This window comes from Pseudomonas sp. SBT1-2, from assembly GCF_028640875.1.
Classification (GTDB): Bacteria; Pseudomonadota; Gammaproteobacteria; order Pseudomonadales; family Pseudomonadaceae; genus Aquipseudomonas; species Aquipseudomonas chlororaphis_I.
Genome location: NZ_JAQZAA010000109.1, coordinates 178,748 through 195,015 on the forward strand (window position 1 = coordinate 178,748; position 16,268 = coordinate 195,015).

Sequence of the window (16,268 nt, forward strand, 5' to 3'; positions counted from 1 at the left end):
CTCGAGCCTTCTCATTATTCGACAGGTAGAACTGCTATGACTGACAACAAAGTCGATCCGCAACTGATTTCCGGCGAAGAAAGCCTGCGGGTTTTCGAGGGCCTGAACCGTGGCATGTCCCGCCGCAGTGCCTTGCGCATGCTTGGCGTGGCCGGTGTCGCCGCCGCGGGCGCCGGCAGCCTGTTCGGCAGTGCCGGCACCTTGCTCGCCAGCGACAGCGCGGCGCCGGGCAAGGGCAAGCCGGGCGGACGCATCCGCGTCGCCGGCATGTCCAGTTCCACCGCCGACACCCTCGACCCGGCCCGCGGCGCACTGTCCACCGACTATGTGCGGCACTTCATGTTCTACAACGGCCTGACCCGCTTCGACAGCCACCTGGTGCCGCAGCTGGAGCTGGCCGAGCGCATCGACAATACCGACGCCACCCTGTGGATCATCGCCCTGCGCAAGGACGTGACCTTCCACAACGGCAAGGGCCTGACCGCCGCCGACGTGGTGTTCTCGCTGTCGCGGCACAAGGACCCGGCCACCGGCTCCAAGGTCATGCCGCTGATGGAGCAGTTCGCCGAGATCAAGGCCACCGGCACCCATGAGGTGCAGATCCGCCTCAAGGCGCCGAACGCCGAGCTGCCGTCGATCCTCGCGGTCTCGCACCTGCTGATCGTGCCCGAAGGCACCACCGACTTCAGCCAGGGCATCGGCACCGGGCCGTTCAAGGTCAAGGAGTTCAAGCCGGGCGTGCGTTCGGTCTCCGCGCGCAACCCGAACTACTGGAAGCCGGGCCTGCCGTACCTGGACGAGATCGAGTTCATCGCCATCGCCGACGAGCCTTCGCGGGTCAACGCCTTGCTCTCCGGCGATGTCAACCTGATCAACGAGGTCAACCCGCGCTCCACCGCGCGCATCGCCGCCAGCGCCGGGCACCGGGTGGTGGACGCGCCGTCGGGCAATTACACCGACCTGATCATTCGCCAGGACCAGTTGCCTGGCCAGAGCCCGGAATTCACCCAGGCGCTGAAGCACCTGCTGGACCGCGAACAGGTGAAATCCGCGGTGTTCCGCGGCTACGCCGTGGTCGGCAATGACCACCCGATCGCGCCCGGTTCGCGTTACTACAACGCTGACCTGCCGCAGACCGTGTACGACCCGGAAAAGGCCCGCTTCCTGCTGAAGAAGGCCGGCATGGAGAAGGTCAGCATGCCGCTGGTGGCCTCGCCGGCCGCCACCGGCTCGGTGGACATCGCCGTGCTCCTGCAGCAGTCGGCCAAGCAGGCCGGGCTGACCCTCAACGTCAACCGCCTGCCCAGCGACGGCTACTGGTCCAACCACTGGATGAAGCACCCGCTGAGCTTCGGCAACATCAACCCGCGGCCGAACGCCGACGTGATCTTCTCGCAGTTCTTCCAGTCCAGCGCGCCATGGAACGAGTCGGGCTGGAAGAACGAGCAGTTCGACCAGTTGCTGATGCTGGCCCGCGGCGAGACCGACGACGCCAAGCGCAGCACCATGTACGCCGACATGCAGACCCTGGTGCACGACCACTGTGGCATCGGCATCCCGGTGTTCATCAGCAACATCGACGGGGTCGACCAGCGTATCAAGGGCTATGGCAGCAACCCCCTGGGCGGCTTCATGGGCTACATGTTCGCCGAGCAGGTGTGGCTGGACGCGTGAGGGGCGAAAGCGGGTTCCGTCGGAGCTGCAAGGCAGGAGGGAAGGGCGATGAATAGCAACACACTGTGGTTGATCGGGCGGCGCATGGGCGCCGCGGTCGTGACCTTGTTGATCGTCTCCATGGTGGTGTTCGCCATCACCGCGGTATTGCCGGGGGACGCGGCGCAACAGGCCCTGGGGCAGTTCGCCACGCCGGAACAGGTGGCGGCGCTGCGCCTGAAACTGGGCCTGGACCAGCCCGGTGTGGTGCGTTACCTGCACTGGTTGCTCAGCCTGCTGGCCGGCGACATGGGCACCTCGGTGTCCAACGCCATGCCGGTCAGCGAGCTGATGGCCGGGCGGGTGCCCAACACCCTGATGCTGGCGGCGGTGACCGCGGTGGTCTCGGTGCCGGTGGCGCTGACCCTGGGCATCGGCTCGGCCATGGGCCGCGGCGGGCGCCTGGACAGCGTCCTGAGCTTTATCACCCTGGCCCTGGTGGCGGTGCCGGAGTTCCTGGTGGCGACCCTGGCGGTGCTAGTGTTCGCGGTGAACCTGGGCTGGCTGTCGGCCTTGTCCTACGCCAGCGAAACCCACTCGCCGCTGCAGTTCCTGCGCACCTACGCCTTGCCGGTGATGACCCTGTGCTTCGTCATCGTCGCGCAAATGGCGCGCATGACCCGCGCCGCGGTGATCGACCAGCTCGACAGCCCCTACGTGGAAATGGCCCGGCTCAAGGGCGTCAGCCCGGTGCGCATCGTGCTGCGCCACGCCTTGCCCAACGCCATCGGGCCGATTGCCAACGCGGTGGCGCTGAGCCTGTCGTACCTGCTGGGCGGGGTGGTGATCGTCGAAACCATCTTCAACTATCCCGGGATCGCCAGCCTGATGGTCGACGCGGTGACCAACCGCGACATGGCGCTGGTCCAGGCCTGCACCATGCTGTTCTGCACGGCCTACCTGGGCTTGGTGCTGATTGCCGACCTGTGCGCGATTCTTTCCAATCCGAGGCTGAGAAACCAATGAGCAATCTCATGCTGAAGTCGACGCCTGCCACGCCCGACCTGGCGCTTGGCAAGGTGTCCCACGGGCCGTCCTGGCTCGGCCTGACCGGGGCCGCGATGTGTGTGCTGTGGCTGCTGGTGGCGCTGTTCGGCCCCTGGCTGGCGCCGCACCCGGTGGGCGAAGTGGTGTCCGCCAATGTGTTCGACGCCATGGGCGCGGCCTATCCATTCGGCACCGATTACCTGGGCCGCGACATGCTCAGCCGGGTGCTGGTGGGCGCGCGGTTCACCGTCGGCCTGGCGCTGATTTCCGCGGTCCTGGCCAGCGGCCTGGGCACCGCCTGCGCCTTGCTCTCGGTGGTCGCGCCGAAATGGCTGGATGAAGTCATCAGCCGCCTGATGGATGCCTTCATCTCCATCCCGAGCAAGATGCTGGCGCTGATCATGGTCTCGGCCTTCGGCTCCTCGGTGGTGCTGCTGGTGTGCACCGCGGTGCTGAGCTTCACCCCCGGGGCGTTCCGTATCGCCCGCAGCCTGGCGGTGAATATCGAGGCCCTGGAGTATGTGCAGGTGGCCCGCACCCGGGGCGAGCGCCGGCTGTACATCGCCTGCGTGGAGATCCTGCCGAACATGCTCAACCCGGTGCTCACCGACCTCGGCCTGCGCTTTGGCTTCATCGTCCTGCTGCTCAGCGGCATGAGCTTCCTCGGCCTCGGCGTGCAGCCGCCGGACGCCGACCTCGGCTCGCTGGTGCGCGAGAACATCGGCGGCCTCAACCAGGGCGCGCCGGCCATCGTCATCCCGGCGCTGGCCATCGGCACCCTGACCATTGGCGTGAACCTGTTCATCGACAGGATCTCGTCGCGCCGCAGCCGCCGTCCGGGAGGTCATTGAGATGAGCCAGTTGATTCGAGTGGAAGACCTGCGGGTGGTCGCCGGCGGCGAGAGCGGCGAAGTGGAGATCGTCAAGGGCGTGAGCTTCGCCCTGGAGCAGGGCGAGGTGCTGGCGTTGATCGGCGAATCCGGCTCCGGCAAGACCACCATCGCCCTGGCCCTGCTGGGTTATGCCCGCCGCGGTTGCCGCCTGGCGTCCGGGGTGGTGCGGGTCGGCGAACACGACATGCTGGCCCTGGGCGAGGAGCAGTTGCAGGGCCTGCGCGGCAATCGCGTGTCCTACATCGCCCAGAGCGCGGCGGCGGCCTTCAACCCGGCGAAAAGACTCCTCGACCAGGTGGTGGAGGGCGCCCTGATCCATGGCCTGGACAGCCGCGCCAACCTGGAAGCCAAGGCCATCGAGCTGTTCCGCGACCTGGCCCTGCCGGACCCGGAACACATCGGCCAGCGTTACCCGCACCAGGTCTCGGGCGGCCAGTTGCAACGGGTGATGGCGGCCATGGCGCTGATCAGCGACCCGCTGCTGGTGATCCTCGACGAGCCGACCACCGCGCTCGACGTCACCACCCAGATCGACGTGCTGCGGGCCTTCAAGCGGGTGGTGCGCGAACGCGGGGCGACGGCGGTGTATGTGTCCCACGACCTGGCGGTGGTGGCGCAGATGGCCGATCAGATCGTAGTGCTCAACGGCGGCCAGATCCTCGAACAGAGCGCCACCGCGCCGCTGCTCGAGGGCCCGGCCCACGACTACACCCGCAGCCTGCTGGCGGCGGCGCGCCCGGACTCGACCATTCGCCCGCCCAGCGATATCGCCGAGGACCAGCCGCTGCTGACCATCAAGGGCCTGACCGCCGGCTACGGCAACAAGAACCTGCAAGGCATGCCGATGATCCGCGTGCTGGAGGACATCGACCTGACCGTGCGCCGTGGCCAGGCCATTGGCGTGATCGGTGAGTCGGGCTCCGGCAAGTCGACCCTGGCGCGGGTGGTGGCCGGTTTGCTGAGCCCGGCCCTGGGCCAGCTGAGCTTTGACGGCCAGCCCCTGGGCGGTAGCCTGTCGAGCCGCACCGACGAGCAGTTCCGGCGGATCCAGATGGTGTTCCAGAATGCCGACACCGCGCTCAACCCCATGCACAGCGTCAGCGCCATTCTCAGCCGGCCGCTGAAGATGTATTTCGGCCTCAAGGGCGCGGCCTTGCGCCAGCGCATCGACGAACTGCTGGACCTGGTGCGGCTGCCGCGCAAGCTCGCGGACCGGCGGCCCAGCGAGCTGTCCGGCGGGCAGAAACAGCGGGTCAACCTGGCCCGCGCACTGGCGGCCAAGCCCGACCTGATCCTCTGCGACGAGGTGACTTCGGCCCTGGATACGGTGGTTGGGGCGGCGATTCTCGAATTGCTGCGCGACCTGCGCCAGGAACTGGGGGTGTCCTACCTGTTCATCAGCCACGACATTTCCACGGTGCGCGCGCTGTGCGACGACATCGTGGTGATGTACAGCGGGCACAAGGTCGAGGCGGGCAGCCGCGCGGCCTTTGCCCTGGCGCCGTTCCATCCCTATACCGACCTGCTGATCCACTCGGTGCCGGAGCTGCGCCAGGGCTGGCTGGAAAGCTGCGGCAGCACCTGCGCCAGCCTGCCGCCGATCGGCGCCAAGGCCAACGTGCCGGAGCTGTGCACCTTCCTCAATCGCTGCCCGGTGCGCATCGACGGGTTGTGCAACCGCACCGCGCCGAACCGCCGCGCCATCGACGGCGGCAGCGAGATTCTCTGCCACCGCGACAGCGGCGAGTTGCTGCAGAGCCAACAGAACTTCAATGGCATGACCGAGGGAGCCTACGCATGAAGGGGCGTTTTGTACGGTTGGGCGAGCGCGAACGGGCGCCGGTCAGACTGTGGGTGGATGGTGCGCCGATCGAGGCGTTGCAGGGCGACACACTGATGGTGGCGTTGCTGACCCAGGGGACGGCCCTGCGCCAGTCGGAGTTCGATTCCGGCCGGCGCGCCGGCTTCTGCCTGATGGGCGCCTGCCAGGACTGCTGGGTCTGGACCCGTGCCGGCGAACGCCTGCGCGCCTGTTCCAGCGAGGTCCGCGAGGGCCTGGATATCCTCACCACACAACCGGAGGCGGTATGGCCACTGCACGGCTGAACATCGCGTCCGGCGCCGCGCCGCGGGTCGTGATAGTCGGCGCCGGCCCGGCCGGTGTCCGTTGCGCCGAAACCCTGCTGGCGGCCGGCCTGGTGCCGACCCTGGTCGACGAGAACCGTCGCGACGGCGGGCAGATCTACCGCCGCCAGCCCGAAGGTTTCCACCGCGACTACGCCACCCTGTACGGCAGCGAAGCGCACAAGGCGCGGGCCCTGCACGACAGCTTCGAGCGCCTGCGCCCGCGCATCGACTATCGCCCGGACACCCTGGTGTGGAACCTGACCCCGGGGCAACTGTGCTGCGTCAGCCAGGGCCGGCACTTCACCCTGGACTATGACGCGCTGATCCTCTGCACCGGCGCCACCGACCGCCTGATGCCGCTCGAAGGCTGGCAACTGGCGGGCACCTACAGCCTCGGCGGCGCGCAGATCGCCCTCAAGGCGCAATCGGTGTCCATCGGTCACCGCGTGGTGTTCATGGGCAGCGGGCCGCTGCTGTACCTGGTGGCCAGCCAGTACCTCAAGGCCGGGGCGCAGGTCGCCGCGGTGCTCGACACCTCGCCGCTGGGCAAGCGCATCGGCGCCTTGCCGAAACTGCTGGCGCGCCCGGGACTGCTCTGGACCGGCATGAAGCTGCTGGCGCAGCTGTGCCTGGCCCGGGTGCCGGTGCACCTGGGGATCCAGCCGGTCCGGGTGCTGGGCGATGCCCAGGGCGGGGTCAGCCTGGTGCAGGTCAAGACCGCCAAGGGCGACAGCCTGGATGTCGAGTGCGATGCCCTGGCCCTGGGCTATCACCTGCGTCCGGAAACCCAGCTGGCCGACCTTGCCGGTTGCCGCCTGGCCTTCGACCCGGCGTCCAGCCAGTGGCTGCTGGAGCTCGACGAGGCCGGGCGCACCAGTGTCAGCGGGGTCTATGCCGCCGGCGACGGGGCGAAGATCCGTGGCGCCGACGCCGCCGAACACGCCGGGCGCCTCGCGGCGCTGGCCCTGCTCGAGGATCTGCAACTGCCGGTCAACGCCGCGGAACGCGACGAACAGCGCCAGGCCCTGGCGGTGATGGACCAGTTCCGCCTCGGCCTGGCCCAGGCTTTTCCCTGGCCGAGCGCCCAGGCCGAGGCGCTGCCGGACACCGCCATCGTCTGCCGTTGCGAGATGATCAGCGCCGGCGAACTGCGGCGCACGGTGCGCGAGAAGGGCGCCTGCGAAGTCAACCGCGCCAAGGCCTTCAGCCGGGTCGGCATGGGCCGCTGCCAGGGGCGCTACTGTTCCCAGGCCGGGGCCGAGGTGATCGCCGCCGCGGCCGGGGTCGCGGTGCAGGAGGTGGGCCGGCAGCGAGGCCAGGCTCCGGTCAAGCCCCTTTCGATGCTCACCGGGGAGGTGACGCCATGACGGTGCAACAGTCCGATGTACTGATTGTCGGCGGCGGCCTGATGGGCTCGGCGGCGGCGTTTTTCCTGCGCCAGCGCGGCCAGTCGGTGACCCTGCTGGAGCGCGACCAGATCGGCCAGTACGCCAGCGGGGTGAACTTCGGCAACGTGCGGCGCCAGGGGCGTTATCTCGGCCAGCTGGAGCTGGCCAACCGTTCCTGGGCCCTGTGGAGGCGCCTGCCGGAACTGATCGACGACGACCTGGAGTTCATCGCCAGCGGCCATATGCGGGTGTGTTACCGCGAGGACGAGATCGCTGAGCTCGAGGCCTATGCCGCGGCGCCCGAGGCGCGGCAGCTGGACCTGAAGATCTATCGCGGCCGCGAGCTGCACGAGCGTTTTCCGTTCCTCGGGCCGGACGTCAAGGGCGGCTCCTACGCGCCCCATGACGGCCATGCCAACCCGCGCCTGGCGGCCCCGGCCTTTGCCCGGGCGGCGGTGCGCGCCGGCGCGCGGATCGAAGAGCGCACCGAAGTGGCCGAGGTGCAGAAGGTCGGCGGCGGGTTCCGGGTCGGCACCACCGACGGTCGCCAGTTCAGCGCCGAACGCCTGCTGATCACCGCCGGCGCCTGGGGCCAGAAACTCTCCGAGCAGTTCGGCGAGCCGGTGCCGCTGGACACCAACGGCCCGCAGATGGCGGTCACCGAGCCGGTGCCTTACGCCTTGCCGACGGTGATCGGGGTCTACACCAAGATCCCCGAGGAGGTGATCTACTTCCGCCAGATTCCCCGCGGCAACATCATCATCGGCGGCGGCTACCGCAGCAAACCGGACATGCTCACACGGCGCGCCCAGGTCGAACCGCGCAGCATCCTCAACCAGATCCAGCAGATGCGCCGGCTGCTGCCGGGCGTCGGCAACCTCAACATCATCCGCGTCTGGAGCGGCATCGAAGGTTATCTGCCCGACTCGCTGCCGATCATGGGCCCCAGTGGCCAGGTCGACGGCCTGTACTACGCCTTCGGTTTCTGCGGCCACGGCTTCCAGCTCGGCCCGGGCGTCGGCGACGTGATGGCCGAGCTGATCGCCACCGGCAGCACCAGCACCCCGATCGAGCCCTTTTCGATTCGCCGCTTCGCCGGCACAACCGCACAACGGAGCAAGGCCTCATGAAACCCCGGGTACTGGAGATCCTCAAGCGCCTGATCGCCTTCGACACCGTGTCCTCGGAGTCGAACCTGGCGCTGATCGAATACGTGCGCGAGCTGCTGCTGGGCAAGGGCATCGAGTCGCTGATCGTCAAGGACGAAAGCGGGCGCAAGGCCAACCTGTTCGCCAGCACCGGGCCGCGGGAGCTGCCGGGGATCCTGCTGTCCGGGCACACCGACGTGGTGCCCGTCGCCGGCCAGGCCTGGACCCTGCCGGCGTTCCAGGTCACCGAGCAAGGCGGGCGCCTCTACGGGCGCGGCAGCTGCGACATGAAGGGGTTTATCGCCCTGGCCATAGACGCCATGCTCGATGCCGCCGACAGCACCTTGAGCCGGCCGCTGCAACTGGCGCTGTCCCATGACGAGGAAATCGGTTGCGTCGGCGTGCGCCGCCTGCTGGACGTGCTGCACCTGGCGCCGGTGCGGCCGTTCCTGTGCCTGATCGGCGAACCCACGCGCATGCAGTTCGTGCTCGGGCACAAGGGCAAGGGGTCGTACCGCGCCTATTGCCGTGGCCAGGAAGCGCATTCCTCCCTGGCGCCGCTGGCGGCCAACGCGATTCACCTGGCCTGCGATTTCATCGCCGGTTTGCGCGACAGCCAGCAGCGTCTGCGCGAGCAGGGCGCGCGCGACGCCGACTACGACATTCCCTACAGCACCGTGCACGTCGGGCAGATCGGCGGCGGCAAGGCGCTGAACATAGTGCCGAACCTGTGCACCCTGGATTTCGAGGTGCGCAACCTGCCGGCGGACGATCTCGAGCAGTTCCTCGAACAGATGCGCGAACGCGCCGAGCTGATCGTGCGCGAGGCCCGCAAGGTCTCCGAGGTGGCGGCCATCGAGATCGAAACCCTCAATGTCTACCCGGGGCTGGAGACCCATCCGAGTGTCGAGGCGGTGCGTTTGCTCCACGCCTTCGCCGCGCCGGGCACTGGCTACGCCAAGGTCGGCTTCGGCACCGAAGGCGGCCTGTTCAGCCAGCGCCTGGACATCCCGGTGGTGGTCTGCGGCCCGGGCTCCATCGAACAGGCGCACAAGCCCGACGAGTTCATCGAGGTCAGCCAGATGGACGCCGGCCAGCGTTTTCTCGAAGGCCTGCTGGGTTCCCTGAAACGTTGAGCGGTCACCTGTAGCCGCTGCCGGAGGCGGCGATCGGGCGCTAGCCCGCCAAGCCTGTATCCCGGATCGATCTGACGCACCGTGGTTATCTGTTTTGCGCCGGCTGCGCCAGTGGCTACAGGGCGCTGTTCATATGCTCGGTAGAGCCTGCTGCGCCGCCGCGTTTTTCAGCATCCGACGCTGTCGGCCCGGCGCTTTCAGCATCCTGGGCTGTGGCGCCTGCTTAGACTGGAGGCTGTCTCGGAACAGGACTCGACCATGCTCAAGAATCGTTTGAAAGACCCAAGCCTCTTGGTGGAACTGGCCTATATCGACGGGCAGTGGGTGGCCGCCGACGATGGTGCGACCCTGGCGGTGCTCGACCCGGCCAGCGGCGAATGCCTGGCCCGGGTGCCGGCCCTGCAGGGCGCGCAGACCCGCCTGGCCATCGCCGCCGCCGAACGCGCCTGGCCGGCCTGGCGCGCGCGCTCGGCGGCGGAGCGGGCACAGCTGCTGGAGCGCTGGTACCAGGCCATGCTCGACAACCTCGACGACCTGGCCCTGATCATGACCGCCGAACAGGGCAAGCCTTTCGCCGAAGCCCAAGGCGAAATCCGCTACGGCGCGGGTTTCGTCAAATGGTTCGCCGAGGAGGCGCGGCGCATCTGCGGCGACACCCTGCCGGCGCCCGCTGGCGACCGGCGCCTGCTGACCCTCAAGCAGCCCGTGGGGGTCTGCGCGGCCATCACCCCGTGGAATTTCCCCAACGCGATGATCACCCGCAAATGCGCGCCGGCCCTGGCCGCCGGCTGCCCGATCATCGTCAAGCCTTCCGACCTTACGCCGCTGTCGGCCCTGGCCCTGGCGGTGCTGGCCGAGCGGGTGGGGATTCCGCCGGGGGTGTTCAGTGTGCTTACGGGCATGCCGACCGGGATCGGCGAAGAGCTGACCGGCAACCCGGCGGTGCGCAAGATTTCCTTCACCGGTTCCACCGCGGTCGGCCGTCTGTTGATGCGCCAGAGCGCCGAGCACATCAAGCGCCTGAGCCTGGAGCTGGGCGGTAACGCGCCGTTCGTGGTGTTCGACGACGCCGACCTGGAACAGGCGATCGCCGGAATCATGCAGAGCAAGTTCCGCAACGCCGGGCAGACCTGTGTCTGCGCCAACCGCATCCTGGTCCAGGACGGCATCTACCAGCGTTTTGCCCAGCGCCTGGTGGAAGAGGTGGCCAAGCTCAAGGTCGGCAACGGCCTGGAGCCAGGCGTGAGCATCGGCCCGCTGATCAATGCCGCGGCGGTGAGCAAGGTCGCCCGGCATATCGACGATGCCCTGGGCAAGGGCGCGACCCTGCTGTGCGGCGGGATTCCCCAGGGCGAAAGCCAGTTCGTGCAGCCCACGGTGCTGGGCGAGGCCAACACCGAGATGCTCCTGGCCCACGAGGAAACCTTCGGCCCGGTGGCGCCGCTGATGCGCTTCCACGACGAGGCCGAGGCGCTGGCCATCGCCAACGCCACGCCCTACGGGCTGGGTGCCTACTACTTCACCCAGGACCTGCGCCGCTCCTGGCGTTTCGGCGAAGCGCTGGAGTTCGGCATGGTCGGCCTCAACACCGGGATCATCTCCATGGAAGTGGCGCCGTTCGGCGGCATCAAGCAATCGGGCCTGGGCCGCGAAGGCAGCAAGTACGGCCTGGACGAATACCTGGAAATCAAGGCTTTCCACATCGGCGGCCTGTGACCGGCCCGCACCGACTTCGAGGAGACATGCGACATGAGCAAGGCATTCAGGATCGCCGCCATCGCCGGCGACGGAATCGGCAAGGAAGTATTGCCAGAAGGATTGCGGGTGCTGCGGCAGGCGGCGCGCAAGTGGCAGCTGGACCTGCAGATCGAGGTGCTGGACTGGGCGCACTGCGATTACTACCTGGAGCACGGGCGGATGATGCCCGAGGACTGGTTCGAGCGGCTCAAGGATTTCGACGCCATCTACTTCGGCGCCGTGGGCTGGCCGGACAAGGTGCCGGACCATATTTCCCTGTGGGGGTCGCTGCTCAAGTTCCGCCGCGACTTCGACCAGTACGTGAATATCCGCCCGGTGCGGCTGTTCCCCGGGGTGCCGTGCCCGCTGGCCGGGCGCGAGCCGGGGGACATCGATTTCGTGGTGGTCCGCGAGAACACCGAGGGCGAGTATTCCTCGGTGGGCGGCAAGATGTTCGAGGGCACCGAGCATGAGTTCGTGCTGCAGGAGTCGGTGTTCACCCGGCGTGGCGTGGACCGCATTCTCAAGTACGCCTTCGACCTGGCCCAGACCCGGCCGCGCAAGCGCCTGACGGCGGCGACCAAGTCCAACGGGATTTCCATCAGCATGCCGTACTGGGACGAGCGCACGGCGCTGATGGCCGAGCAGTACCCGCAGGTGAGCTGGGACAAGCAGCACATCGATATTCTCTGCGCGCGTTTTGTCCTGCAACCGGAGCGTTTCGACGTGGTGGTGGCCTCCAACCTGTTCGGCGACATTCTCTCCGACCTCGGCCCGGCCTGTGCCGGCACCATCGGTATCGCGCCCTCGGCCAACCTCGATCCGCAGCGGCGCTTCCCGTCGCTGTTCGAGCCGGTGCACGGCTCGGCGCCGGACATCTACGGGCGCAATATCGCCAACCCGATCGCGATGATCTGGTCTGGCGCGCTGATGCTGGATTTCCTCGGCAACGGTGACCAGCGTTATCGCGCCGCCCACGACGGGATTCTCGAGGCCATCGAACAAGTGATCGCCCAGGGCCCGATCACCCCGGACCTGGGTGGCCAGGCCTCGACCCAGGAGGTGGGCGCGGCGATTGCCGAGAGGCTCTGAGCCCCACCCTGTAGCGGCTAGTGCGGGCGGCGTTCTGAGCTGGCGCCCGCCTAAACCGTATCCCGGACCAGCCTGATACACCGCGGTCAGCGGTTTGCGACGGCTGCGCCGCCGATCGCAGGCTGCGCCAGCGGCTACAGCGATTGTGGGGTTCCTTCGTTCTTTGTCGACACCGAACCCTGTAGCCGCTGCCGAAGGCTGCGATCGGGCGCCAGCCCGCCAAACCTGCGTCCCGGATCGCCCTGACGCATCGCGGTCAGCGGTCTTGCGACGGCTGCGCCGCCGATCGCAGGCTGCGCCAGCGGCTACAGCGAGGGCGGGGTTCCTGCGTGCTTTGCCGAACGCCGAACCCTGTAGCCGCTGCCGAAGGCTGCGATCGGGCGTTAGCCCGCCAAACCTGCATCCCGGATCGCTCTGACGCACCGCGGTCAGCGGTCTTGCGACGGCTGCGCCGTCGATCGCAGGCTGCGCCAGCGGCTACAGCGATTGCGGGGCTCCTGCGTTCTTTGTCGACACCGAACCCTGTAGCCGCTGCCGCAGGCTGCGATCGGGCGCCAGCCCGCCAAACCTGCGTCCCGGATCGCTCTGATACACCGCGGTCAGCGGTTTGCGACGGCTGCGCCAGCGGCTACAGCGAGGGCGGGGTTCCTGCGTTCTTCGCCGAACGCCGAACCCTGTAGCCGCTGCCGCAGGCTGCGATCGGGCGCCAGCCCGCCAAACCTGCACGCTGGATAGCCCTGACGCACCGCTGTCACTGGTTTTACGACGGCTGCGCCAGCGGCTACACGATCGCGGGGGCTTTCAATAACCCTGGCTGCGGTCGATCTGCCCGAGCATCGGTTCGCCGCGCTGGTGGCGGCGGATATTGTCCAGCAGCACGGCGAAGGCGCTTTCCGGCTGGGTCATGGCGGCGATGTGCGGGGTCAGGAGGATCTGCGGGTGATCCCAGAACGGGTGTTCGGCCGGGGCCGGCTCCTGTTGCAGGACGTCGAGCACCGCGCCGCTGAGCTGGCCGCTGGCCAGGGCGTCGAGCAAGTCCTGCTCCACCAGGTGGCCGCCACGGCCCATGTTGATCAGCGCCGCGCCGCGGGGCAGTTGGCGGAACAGCTCGCGGTCGAGGATGCCCTGGGTCTGTTCGGTCAGGGGCAGCACGCACAGCAGGATGTCGCACTGGCTGAGAAAGGCCGGCAGCTGCTGGTTGCCGGCGAAACACTGCACGCCGTCGATGCGATGGGCGCTGCGGGCCCAGCCGGACAGCGCGAACCCCAGCGGCCGCAGGGTGGCGAGGATCTGCTGCGCCTGTTGGCCCAGGCCCATGACCCCGACCCGGCGTTGCGCCGCCGGTTGCAGCAGGTGCGCCTGCCAGCAGCGGGCGAACTGCTGCTGCCGGTAGCGCAGCATGTCGCGGTGCAGGCTGAGCACGGCGAAGCTGGCGTATTCGCACATGCCCCGGGTGATGCCCGGGTCCAGCAGGCGCACCACCGGCAAGTCCGGCGGCAGGCGCGCGAGGTCCAGCTGATCGACCCCGGCCGAGAGGGCGAACAGCACCTCGAGGTTAGGTAAAAGGCTCAGGTCGTCCGGCGCCTGCCAGGCCGCCAGGTAGCGGATGTCCTCGGGGTTGCCGAGGTCCGGCCAGGCACGCCATTGAATGTCCGGGGCCTGTTCGGCGAACAGCGCTCGCCAGTGTTCGCCACGCACGGGGTCAGCTTTATAGAGGAGGGCCATGGGCGGTTCCTGATCGATGGAGGGATGGGTTTCATGATGCCGCAACGGCAAAGCAGGATCTGTCGAAAGGCCGCGTGCGAACGCCTTGTGCCGCGCGCTTCGAGGCCCTGGCCGGCAGATTCGGCGGGGCTGAAGGAATCTGCCGTTTGCCGGGGTGAAAACAGTGGATCCGGATTTCTCAGGGGCCAAGTTCGGCTAAGTCGGTTCCGCCGAAGCCTTAATCTGAAGCCATCGCAACCGCTTCCCGGTTGCCTGGCTCAGTATGAGGAACGCCATGAATAGCAAGGTCGACGAAACACCTCATTTGCTCCAGCAGCGCGATCAGTTCGTGCCGCGGGGCGTGGTCACTGCCCATCCGCTGGTCATCGACCGCGCCGAGGGCTCCCAGGTGTGGGACGTGGACGGCGAGCGCTATCTGGATTTCGTCGGCGGGATCGGCGTGTTGAACATCGGCCACAACCACCCGCGGGTAGTGGCGGCGGTGCAGGCGCAGTTGCAGAAAGTCTCCCACGCCTGCTTCCAGGTGGTGGCCTACAAACCGTACCTGGACCTGGCCCGGCGCCTGAGCCAGATGATCGGCGGCGCCGAGCCCTACAAGGCGGCATTCTTCACCTCTGGCGCCGAGGCCGTGGAGAACGCGGTGAAGATCGCCCGCGCCCATACCCAGCGTTCGGCGGTGATCGCCTTTCGTGGCGGTTTCCATGGCCGCACCTTGCTCGGCAGCACGCTGACCGGCATGAGCCAGCCGTACAAGCAGAACTTCGGCACCGCCCCCGAGGTGTTCCATACGCCGTACCCGAACGCCTATCGCGGGGTCAGCAGCGAGATGGCCCTGCAGGCGTTGCAGGAGCTGTTCGCCACCCAGGTCGCACCCGAGCGCGTGGCGGCGATCATCATCGAACCGGTGCAGGGCGACGGCGGTTTCCTCGCCGCTCCGGCGGAGTTCCTCCAGGCCTTGCGCGCCCTGGCGACGCAACACGGTATCGTGCTGATCCTCGATGAAATCCAGACCGGCTTCGGCCGCACCGGCAGCTGGTTCGGCTTCCAGCACGCCGATATCCAGCCGGACCTGGTCACCGTGGCCAAGAGCCTGGCCGGTGGCTTGCCGTTGTCCGGCGTGGTGGGCAAGGCGCAGATCATGGACGCGCCGCTGCCCGGCGGCCTCGGTGGCACCTACGGCGGCAACGCCCTGGCCTGCGCCGCGGCGCTGGCGGTGCTGGATGCCTACGAAGAGGAACAGTTGCTGGCCCGTGGCGTGGCGCTGGGCTTGCGCCTGCGCGAAGGGTTGCTGAGCCTGCAGAGGCTGTACCCGTGCATCGGCGATGTGCGTGGCAGCGGTTTCATGCTGGCGCTGGAACTGGTCAAGAACGATGCGGCGCACAGCCCCGATGCCGAGTTGACGCAACGGCTGATCGACCAGGCGCGCCTGGGTGGGTTGCTGGTGATCAAGTGCGGGGTGCACCGTAACGTCCTGCGCTTCCTGGCACCGCTGGTAACAACTCCCGAGCAGATCGACGAAGCCCTGGCGATTCTCGACGCCGCGCTGGCACGAGTCTTGAACTGAGCTGATGCCCCGGTCGGCGCCGGGCTGCCGGGCGCCACCGATGGGCATTTTTGGAGCATGGATCGATGGAACGCATCATAGGAGGCTGTACACGCCATGGGGCTGACTGATTATCGTGCGTTGCTGATCGACTGCGACGCGGTCCTGGTGGACCGTGACTCGGGGGTCTGGGCGGCCTTGCAACCCTTGCTCGACAGTCGCCGCGGGCAACCGGACAAGGAGCAGGTGCTGGGCGAGTTCGCCGAGACGGTGCGGGGCCTGTACCCGCGCTTCGCCGAGCTGGGGTTCAGCGGCCTGCTGTGTTTCGCCCATCGCCAGCTGGCCGAACGCTGGGGCCTGAAGGCGTCATGGGAGGAGGGCATGAGCTTCGCCCGCTCGGTGGCGGGCTGGTCTCTGTTCGAGGATGCACCGGGGGCGATGCTGTACCTGCGCAAGTTCTATCGGCTGCTGGTGCAGGGCGATCGCGATGCCGAGGATCGCGCGCTGCTGTGCGAGCGGCTGGGGATCGCCCAGGACGATTTCATCTCCCTGGCCAGCCAGCCGTTGCAGGATCGCCAGTGGCTGGCGGACAACGACCTGCGGGCCCAGGACATTCTCCAGGTGACCCGGCCGCCGGCCGCCGCGGCGCAAGCGACGGCGGGCCTGTGCCTGATCTGCCGTGCCGGCAGCCGCAACCCGCAACCCTGCGCCGCCGACTACTGCATCAACAGCATGGCCGACCTGGTGGCCCAGCATCAGGCGTCGTTACGGCGCTGATC

13 protein-coding genes are annotated in these 16,268 nt (G+C 68.0%); 12 read left to right on the top strand and 1 reads right to left on the bottom strand.

Features of this window, described 5'->3' with window-relative positions; translation table 11 throughout:
* The first annotated feature begins 36 nt into the window (after positions 1 to 36).
* The 10 genes from PVZ78_RS24485 (at position 37) to PVZ78_RS24530 (ending at position 12,221) form a co-directional block, all read left to right on the top strand.
* Entirely contained in the window at positions 37 to 1,674 is a 1,638-nt protein-coding gene (locus tag PVZ78_RS24485) for an ABC transporter substrate-binding protein (RefSeq protein WP_273829402.1), read from the top strand.
* A 48-nt stretch (positions 1,675 to 1,722) separates the two neighbouring features.
* Positions 1,723 to 2,679, top strand: a complete 957-nt coding sequence (locus PVZ78_RS24490) for an ABC transporter permease (RefSeq protein WP_009049176.1) — start codon at positions 1,723 to 1,725, stop codon at positions 2,677 to 2,679.
* The gene (locus PVZ78_RS24495; RefSeq protein WP_028684087.1) at positions 2,676 to 3,551 is read left to right on the top strand and encodes an ABC transporter permease; all 876 of its coding nucleotides are present in this window, start codon (positions 2,676 to 2,678) and stop codon (positions 3,549 to 3,551) included. The genes PVZ78_RS24490 and PVZ78_RS24495 overlap by 4 nt, the downstream gene beginning before the upstream one ends.
* Before the next feature lies 1 nt (position 3,552).
* Entirely contained in the window at positions 3,553 to 5,394 is a 1,842-nt protein-coding gene (locus tag PVZ78_RS24500; RefSeq protein ID WP_273829403.1) for an ABC transporter ATP-binding protein, read from the top strand.
* On the top strand, positions 5,391 to 5,699 hold the full coding sequence (locus PVZ78_RS24505) for a (2Fe-2S)-binding protein (protein WP_009049173.1): 309 nt from the start codon (positions 5,391 to 5,393) through the stop codon (positions 5,697 to 5,699). Before PVZ78_RS24500 ends, PVZ78_RS24505 begins: the two co-directional genes overlap by 4 nt.
* On the top strand, positions 5,681 to 7,087 hold the full coding sequence (locus PVZ78_RS24510) for an FAD/NAD(P)-dependent oxidoreductase (RefSeq protein WP_273829404.1): 1,407 nt from the start codon (positions 5,681 to 5,683) through the stop codon (positions 7,085 to 7,087). Before PVZ78_RS24505 ends, PVZ78_RS24510 begins: the two co-directional genes overlap by 19 nt.
* Positions 7,084 to 8,238: an NAD(P)/FAD-dependent oxidoreductase gene (locus tag PVZ78_RS24515; RefSeq protein ID WP_009049171.1), complete on the top strand. Its 1,155-nt coding sequence runs from the start codon at positions 7,084 to 7,086 to the stop codon at positions 8,236 to 8,238. The genes PVZ78_RS24510 and PVZ78_RS24515 overlap by 4 nt, the downstream gene beginning before the upstream one ends.
* Positions 8,235 to 9,392, top strand: a complete 1,158-nt coding sequence (argE, locus tag PVZ78_RS24520) for an acetylornithine deacetylase (protein ID WP_009049170.1) — start codon at positions 8,235 to 8,237, stop codon at positions 9,390 to 9,392. The genes PVZ78_RS24515 and argE overlap by 4 nt, the downstream gene beginning before the upstream one ends.
* A gap of 258 nt (positions 9,393 to 9,650) precedes the next feature.
* Positions 9,651 to 11,108 carry an NAD-dependent succinate-semialdehyde dehydrogenase gene (locus PVZ78_RS24525; RefSeq protein WP_198918935.1) on the top strand — a complete coding sequence of 486 codons (1,458 nt, stop codon included), beginning with the start codon at positions 9,651 to 9,653 and terminating at the stop codon, positions 11,106 to 11,108.
* A 33-nt stretch (positions 11,109 to 11,141) separates the two neighbouring features.
* The gene (locus PVZ78_RS24530) at positions 11,142 to 12,221 is read left to right on the top strand and encodes a tartrate dehydrogenase (RefSeq protein WP_009049168.1); all 1,080 of its coding nucleotides are present in this window, start codon (positions 11,142 to 11,144) and stop codon (positions 12,219 to 12,221) included.
* An 801-nt stretch (positions 12,222 to 13,022) separates the two neighbouring features.
* Here PVZ78_RS24530 and PVZ78_RS24535 read toward each other — a convergent pair.
* Positions 13,023 to 13,946, bottom strand: coding sequence for a 2-hydroxyacid dehydrogenase (locus tag PVZ78_RS24535; protein ID WP_009049167.1), 924 nt, complete (start codon positions 13,944 to 13,946; stop codon positions 13,023 to 13,025).
* A 274-nt stretch (positions 13,947 to 14,220) separates the two neighbouring features.
* Here PVZ78_RS24535 and gabT point away from each other — a divergent pair, with 274 nt between their 5' ends.
* The gene (gene gabT / locus PVZ78_RS24540; RefSeq protein ID WP_009049166.1) at positions 14,221 to 15,510 is read left to right on the top strand and encodes a 4-aminobutyrate--2-oxoglutarate transaminase; all 1,290 of its coding nucleotides are present in this window, start codon (positions 14,221 to 14,223) and stop codon (positions 15,508 to 15,510) included.
* 96 nt (positions 15,511 to 15,606) lie between these two features.
* On the top strand, positions 15,607 to 16,266 hold the full coding sequence (locus PVZ78_RS24545) for a hypothetical protein (protein WP_009049165.1): 660 nt from the start codon (positions 15,607 to 15,609) through the stop codon (positions 16,264 to 16,266).
* Positions 16,267 to 16,268: the final 2 nt, after the last annotated feature.

What these genes read in the sequence shown, in the direction of transcription:
- PVZ78_RS24485 (WP_273829402.1), top strand. Translation starts at nt 37, where the DNA reads ATGACTGACAACAAAGTCGATCCGCAACTGATTTCCGGCGAAGAAAGC.
- PVZ78_RS24490 (WP_009049176.1), top strand. Translation starts at nt 1,723, where the DNA reads ATGAATAGCAACACACTGTGGTTGATCGGGCGGCGCATGGGCGCCGCG.
- PVZ78_RS24495 (WP_028684087.1), top strand. Translation starts at nt 2,676, where the DNA reads ATGAGCAATCTCATGCTGAAGTCGACGCCTGCCACGCCCGACCTGGCG.
- PVZ78_RS24500 (WP_273829403.1), top strand. Translation starts at nt 3,553, where the DNA reads ATGAGCCAGTTGATTCGAGTGGAAGACCTGCGGGTGGTCGCCGGCGGC.
- PVZ78_RS24505 (WP_009049173.1), top strand. Translation starts at nt 5,391, where the DNA reads ATGAAGGGGCGTTTTGTACGGTTGGGCGAGCGCGAACGGGCGCCGGTC.
- PVZ78_RS24510 (WP_273829404.1), top strand. Translation starts at nt 5,681, where the DNA reads ATGGCCACTGCACGGCTGAACATCGCGTCCGGCGCCGCGCCGCGGGTC.
- PVZ78_RS24515 (WP_009049171.1), top strand. Translation starts at nt 7,084, where the DNA reads ATGACGGTGCAACAGTCCGATGTACTGATTGTCGGCGGCGGCCTGATG.
- argE (WP_009049170.1), top strand. Translation starts at nt 8,235, where the DNA reads ATGAAACCCCGGGTACTGGAGATCCTCAAGCGCCTGATCGCCTTCGAC.
- PVZ78_RS24525 (WP_198918935.1), top strand. Translation starts at nt 9,651, where the DNA reads ATGCTCAAGAATCGTTTGAAAGACCCAAGCCTCTTGGTGGAACTGGCC.
- PVZ78_RS24530 (WP_009049168.1), top strand. Translation starts at nt 11,142, where the DNA reads ATGAGCAAGGCATTCAGGATCGCCGCCATCGCCGGCGACGGAATCGGC.
- PVZ78_RS24535 (WP_009049167.1), bottom strand. Translation starts at nt 13,946, where the DNA reads ATGGCCCTCCTCTATAAAGCTGACCCCGTGCGTGGCGAACACTGGCGA.
- gabT (WP_009049166.1), top strand. Translation starts at nt 14,221, where the DNA reads ATGAATAGCAAGGTCGACGAAACACCTCATTTGCTCCAGCAGCGCGAT.
- PVZ78_RS24545 (WP_009049165.1), top strand. Translation starts at nt 15,607, where the DNA reads ATGGGGCTGACTGATTATCGTGCGTTGCTGATCGACTGCGACGCGGTC.